The organism is Cupriavidus basilensis, assembly GCF_029335485.1.
GTDB lineage: Bacteria > Pseudomonadota > Gammaproteobacteria > Burkholderiales > Burkholderiaceae > Cupriavidus > Cupriavidus basilensis_E.
In genome coordinates, this window is the sequence record NZ_JARJLM010000293.1 from 1 (window position 1) to 5,673 (window position 5,673).

The following is a 5,673-nucleotide window of genomic DNA, read 5'->3' on the forward strand; positions in this document are numbered from 1 at the left end:
CGGCAGCCAGTCAACGAACCACCTCAGCCGGCCGACTCCGCCACTGCCCTGGCCGGTGCCACCGCATAGTGATCGAACTGCATCGCAAAGCCTGCCCGCCCCGAGCTCAGCGCGCGCAAGCTGCCGATATAGCCAAACATGCCGGCCAACGGCACATGCGCCTCGACCACGACGGTGTTGCCACTGCCACCCCGCTGCGACTGTCCCCGCACGAGGCCCCGGCGCCGGTGGATATCGCCGATGACGTCACCCACGTGATCGGCGGGCGTCACCACCTCCACGGCCATCACCGGCTCCAGCACCACCGGCGCCGCATCACGCGCGCCTTCGCGGAACGCGGCCGCCGCAGCGGTCTCGAAAGCCAGCGCCGAGGAGTCGCGCTCGTGGTAGCCGCCGTCCAGCAAGGTGGCCTTGAAGTCGACCACCGGATAGCCCGCGAGCACGCCTTGCGCCGCGGCGCGGCGGATGCCGGCTTCCACCGCCGGCACGAACTCGCGCGGCACGGCGCCCCCGCTGATGCGGCTCTCGAACTGCAGCCCTTCCCCGCGCGCCAGCGGCTCGAAGTGCAACAGCACTTCCGCGTACTGGCCCGGGCCGCCGCTTTGCTTGCGATGCAGATAGCGAGCATCCGCGGCACGGCTCAGCGTTTCGCGATAGGCCACTTGCGGGCGGCCTACCGTCACCTCGACGCTGAACCGCGTGCGCAGCTTCTCCAGCGTTACCTCCAGCTGCAGTTCGCCCATGCCGGACAGCAGCGTCTGCCCGCTCTCCGGGTCTTGCCGCAGCCGCAGGCTCGGGTCTTCCTGCACCAGCACCTGCAAGCCGCGCGACAGGCCGGCCTGGTCCGCGTGTCCTTTCGGCTCGATGGCGACATCGATCACCGGCTCGGGCGCATCGATCTTTTCCAGCACGACGGGATGCGCAGGATCGGTCAGCGTGTCGCCGGTCATGGTGGCCTTGAGGCCGGCAATCGCCACGATGTCGCCTGCCACGGCAACGTCGCGCTCCTGCTTCCTGTCGGCGTGCATCTCGTACAGCCTGGCCACGCGTTCGCGCTTGCCGCTGCCGGCATTGAGCACGGTGTCTCCCGCGGTGAGCCTGCCGCGATACAGGCGGACAAAGGTCAGCGTGCCATGCGCGTCGTGCACCACCTTGAAGGCGAGCGCCACCAGCGGCTCGTCCGGCGCCGCGCTGACTTCATGCCGCTCCACTTCGCCCGGAGCCGGCAGATAAGCGGTCACCGCATCGAGCAGCGGCTCCACGCCCTTGTTCTTGAAGGCCGAGCCCGCGAGCACGGGCACCACGGCGCCAGAGACCGTTGCGCGCCGGATGGCTGCGCGCACAGCGTCTTCGGTTGGCGCGCGGCCAGCAAGATAATCCTCCAGCAGGGCGTCGTCATGCTCGGCCAGGGTTTCCAGCAGCCGCTCGCGCCATGCCGCGGCCCGTTCGGCCTGCGCCTGGGGCACGGCCTGCGTCGCGTAGCCGGCCCCGCCCGTGCTGTCGTGCCATAGCAAGGCCTGCATGGTGACGAGATCGACCACGCCGGTGAAATCGCCTTCACTGCCGATGGGCAATTGCAGCACCAGCGGCACCACGCCAAGCCGATCCTCGATCATGCCCACCACGCGCAGGAAATCCGCGCCGGTGCGATCCAGCTTGTTGACGAAGGCAAGGCGCGGCACTCGATAGCGGTCGGCCAGGCGCCAGTTGGTCTCGGTCTGCGGCTCCACGCCGGCCACGCCGTCGAACACCACCACGGCGCCGTCGAGCACGCGCAGCGAACGGTTCACCTCGATATTGAAATCGATGTGCCCGGGTGTATCGATCAGGTTGATCTGGTGGCCGCGCCAGAACACGGTGGTGGCGGCGCTGTTGATGGTGATGCCGCGCGCCTGCTCCTGCGGGTCGAAATCCATGGCGGCGGCGCCGTCATGCACCTCGCCCAGCCGGTGGCTGGCGCCGGTGTAGAACAGGATGCGTTCCGAGGTGGTGGTCTTGCCCGCGTCGACGTGGGCGATGATGCCGATATTCCTGAGTTTCCTGCGCTCTTTTCTGCTTTCCATGATGGGCTGCCTACAATGCAAACACCCTGGCGGGTGCGTGCCTGCCAGGGTGTCCGTGGTCCCTGGGAGGCGATCTGCGAGGCCTCCCGGACTGCATGTGCAGCCGGGAAGCTATGGGATCGCTTGCGGGGCGGCGCCGGCATGCCGCATGCGGCACGCAACCATCGTGGTGGCTACGCCAGCCGACGCCGTTACCGCACCAAGGGACGAGCGCAAGCTCCCGTTCCCTTGGCCGGTTTGAATCGTGGCGATCAGCTTGTCGTAGGTACGCATGGCGTGTCAGATGGTGGCGAATCGGAAAAACAAAACCCCGGAGGCCTGGGGGCCGTCCGGGGTTGGCGATGATCTTCTTCGTCGTTCCCGGAACCGGCCTTGCAGCCTTCCGGGCGGGACGCTCGGAAGACTAGACGTGAATAGCCAGCAGCACGCGCTCACCGTAAGGTGTTGCGGCATATGCTGCGATGGCGATGCGTTGCGCTGCTTGCTTCATGTCGTCTGCACTCCAGAGAATGGAGCGGAGTCTAGCACTTGTTGGAGAAACGTGCAGCGCACCATACGTGCACCCCGCCCCAAAGTGCGCTAGGCTGAAAAAAACATCCCCACGCAGGAGCTCCCCATGCCAAGTCATCCAGTCCTGGAACGGGTCACCGCCCGCATCGTGGCGCGCAGTGCCGGCACCCGCCGGTCCTACATGGAGCGCACCCGCGCCATGGCGGGGCAGAAGGTGGAGCGCGCCCAGCTCTCGTGTACCAACCTGGCCCACGCCGTGGCCGCCATGCCCGAGCAGGCCAAGATCCGCCTGAAGGCGCAGGAGCGCCCCAACCTCGCCATCGTTTCCTCCTACAACGATATGCTGTCGGCCCACCAGCCATTGGCGGAGTATCCGCAATGGCTCAAGGAGGCCGCGCTGGAAGCGGGCGGCACCGCGCAATTCGCCGGCGGCACGCCCGCCATGTGCGACGGCGTGACGCAAGGCCAGGACGGCATGGATCTCTCGCTGTTCTCGCGCGACGTGATCGCGCTGTCCACGGCGGTGGCGCTGTCGCACCAGATGTTCGACGGCGCGCTCTATCTCGGCGTGTGCGACAAGATCGTGCCCGGACTGGTGATGGGCGCGCTGTCCTTCGGCCACCTGCCGGCCATCTTCGTGCCCGGCGGGCCCATGACCACGGGCATGGGCAACGAGGAGAAGGCCCGTGTGCGCCAGCGCTATGCCGAGGGCAAGCTCAGCCGCGCGGAATTGCTGGAGGCGGAAAGCAAGTCCTATCACGGCCCCGGGACCTGTACCTTCTACGGCACCGCCAACTCCAACCAGATGTTGATGGAGATGATGGGCCTGCACCTGCCCGGCACCGCCTTCGTCAATCCCAACACGCCCCTGCGCGAGGCGCTCACGCGCGAATCCGCGCGCCAGGCGCTGCGCCTGGTGCACGGCGGTGGGCGCTATACGCCGGTGGCCGATGTGCTCGACGAGCGCGCCTTCGTCAACGGCATCGTGGGCCTGCTGGCCACGGGCGGCTCCACCAACCACACCCTGCACCTGGTGGCGATGGCGCGCACGGCCGGCATCGTGCTGGGCTGGGACGATTTCGCTGAACTATCGGAAGTGGTGCCGCTGCTGGCGCGTGTGTACCCCAACGGCAGCGCGGACGTGAACCAGTTCCAGGCGGCCGGCGGCCTGCCGGTGGTGATTCGCGGCCTGCTGCAACTCGGGCTGCTGCACGACGACGTCACCACCGTGGTGGGCAAAGGGCTCGCGGACTACACCCGCGAGCCGGTGCTGCGCGACGGCAAACTCACCTGGATCGACGGACCCGAGGCGCCGCTGGACGACAGCATCGTGCGGCCCGCCAGCCAGCCGTTCGCACCCGAGGGCGGCATCAAGCTGCTCGACGGCAATCTCGGCCGCGCAGTGATCAAGATCTCGGCGGTCAAGCCCGAGCACCATCTCGTGGAAGCCCCTGCGCTTGTGTTCCACACGCAGGACGCACTGATCGACGCCTTCAAGCGCGGCGAGCTGGAGCGGGACTTTATCGCCGTGCTGCCATGGCAGGGGCCGGCCGCCTGCGGCATGCCCGAGCTGCACAAGCTGACCCCTACGCTGACCGTGCTGCAGGACCGCGGCTTCCGCGTGGCGCTGGTGACGGACGGACGCATGTCCGGCGCATCGGGAAAGGTGCCGGCCGCCATCCACGTGTGCCCGGAGGCGTTGAGCGGAGGCGGCATCGCCCGCGTGCGCGACGGCGATCCGATGCGCGTGGACGCGAACGCCGGCGTGCTGACGGTGCTGGTGCCGCAAGCGGAGTGGGCCGCGCGCGACGTGACGCCGCCCGACCTCTCCGCCAACCGGCACGGCGTGGGGCGCGACCTGTTCGCCAATTTCCGGCGCCATGTCGGCACGGCCGAGGCCGGTGCGTGTTCGCTGTTCGCGGAGGAGGGCTAGACACCAGCCGCGCGACTCAGAAGCTATGGCTGATGCCCGCGCCAAACCCGGTGCCGCCACCGGCGTGCCGGCTGTGCCGGTACGACATCGCGCCATACAGCGTGGTGCGTTTCGAGAGCGCGTAGTCCAGCCCGCTGGTGACGTAGCCGGTGACGCCCGCCTGGCCATAGCCCTGGAAATCGCGCGCGCCGGAGAGCTTCAGCGTGGCGGCGCCCACGCGCCAGTTCACGCCCAGCGTGGCGGCGCTGCGCCTGGCGCTGGCATCGCCGAGGAAGGCCTGGCTGGCGGCGCTGAGATGCGTCTGGCTGTACGAGGCCATCAGCCGCACCTTGCTGAACGCATAGGCCAGTCCGGCGAACCAGGTGTTGTCGTATGCAGCGTTGCGTTCCGCCGTGAGCATGGCGGACCACGGCCCGGCATCGTAGTTGAGCGAGGCGGCGAGCGGCCGCGCGCGGTCCCGGTTGCCGGCGGCGTCCGGCGTTTCGTTCTTTTCCACGCCGGCGGAGACATGCACATGCACGCCGCCCCACTTCGGCGAATCGTAGAACACGCCATTGTTCAGCCGCGAGTATTCGCCCGCCGGACCGTTGTGGTACGGATCGGTGCGATAGGACGGGTGGTACACGTACCACGCCACCGAGCTGAGACGATTGAAATTGTCCCAGCTGTCGTACTGCCAGTCGTATTGCCACATGGGCGTGAGCGCGCGGCCAAAACGCAGGTCGCCATATGGCGACTTGATGCCGACCGTGGACTCGCCCTGGAAATACGGCGAGGCGCCGCTGCCTTCGAGGCGGCCATCGCCCATGTCGAAGCGCGTTTGCAGGTGCATGGTGGCAGCCCAGCCAGCGCCCAGCGGCTCGCTGCCGCGCAGGCCGATCAGGCTGCGCTGCATGGTGCCGATCTGGACCGGTTGTCCGGGCGCGGGCCGGAAGATGCCGACGTCGGCAAGACCATAGAGCGTCAGGCTGCCCAGCGCATGCGCCGGTGGCGCGGTGGGGGCGAGTACGGCGGCGCATGCGAGTGCTGGCAGGCAGCGGGACGCGCCTTCGCAAGCCTGTCTTGCGGCGCGAGCGCCAAAGGACCGCGATGCGGACTTCCGGGTGGCGCCGGGGGCGGCGTTCAGTGCGGTGTTCAGTGCAGGCGTAATGTCAAACGTCAATGCCA

General features: G+C 68.3%; 3 protein-coding genes. 1 reads left to right on the forward strand and 2 read right to left on the reverse strand.

The annotated features are described in order from the left end of the window. Positions 1-23 precede the first annotated feature (23 nt). Positions 24-2,063 carry an elongation factor G gene (gene fusA / locus P3W85_RS17180; protein ID WP_276265664.1) on the reverse strand — a complete coding sequence of 680 codons (2,040 nt, stop codon included), beginning with the start codon at positions 2,061-2,063 and terminating at the stop codon, positions 24-26. 616 nt (positions 2,064-2,679) lie between these two features. Here fusA and edd point away from each other — a divergent pair. Then, the gene (edd, locus tag P3W85_RS17185) at positions 2,680-4,506 is read left to right on the forward strand and encodes a phosphogluconate dehydratase (RefSeq protein WP_017230394.1); all 1,827 of its coding nucleotides are present in this window, start codon (positions 2,680-2,682) and stop codon (positions 4,504-4,506) included. Positions 4,507-4,522: 16 nt separating this feature from the next. Here edd and P3W85_RS17190 read toward each other — a convergent pair. Continuing rightward, positions 4,523-5,673 (reverse strand): porin (locus P3W85_RS17190; protein ID WP_276265665.1); only part of this gene is annotated, 1,151 nt, incomplete at its 5' end.

What these genes read in the sequence shown, in the direction of transcription:
- fusA (WP_276265664.1), bottom strand. Translation starts at nt 2,063, where the DNA reads ATGGAAAGCAGAAAAGAGCGCAGGAAACTCAGGAATATCGGCATCATC.
- edd (WP_017230394.1), top strand. Translation starts at nt 2,680, where the DNA reads ATGCCAAGTCATCCAGTCCTGGAACGGGTCACCGCCCGCATCGTGGCG.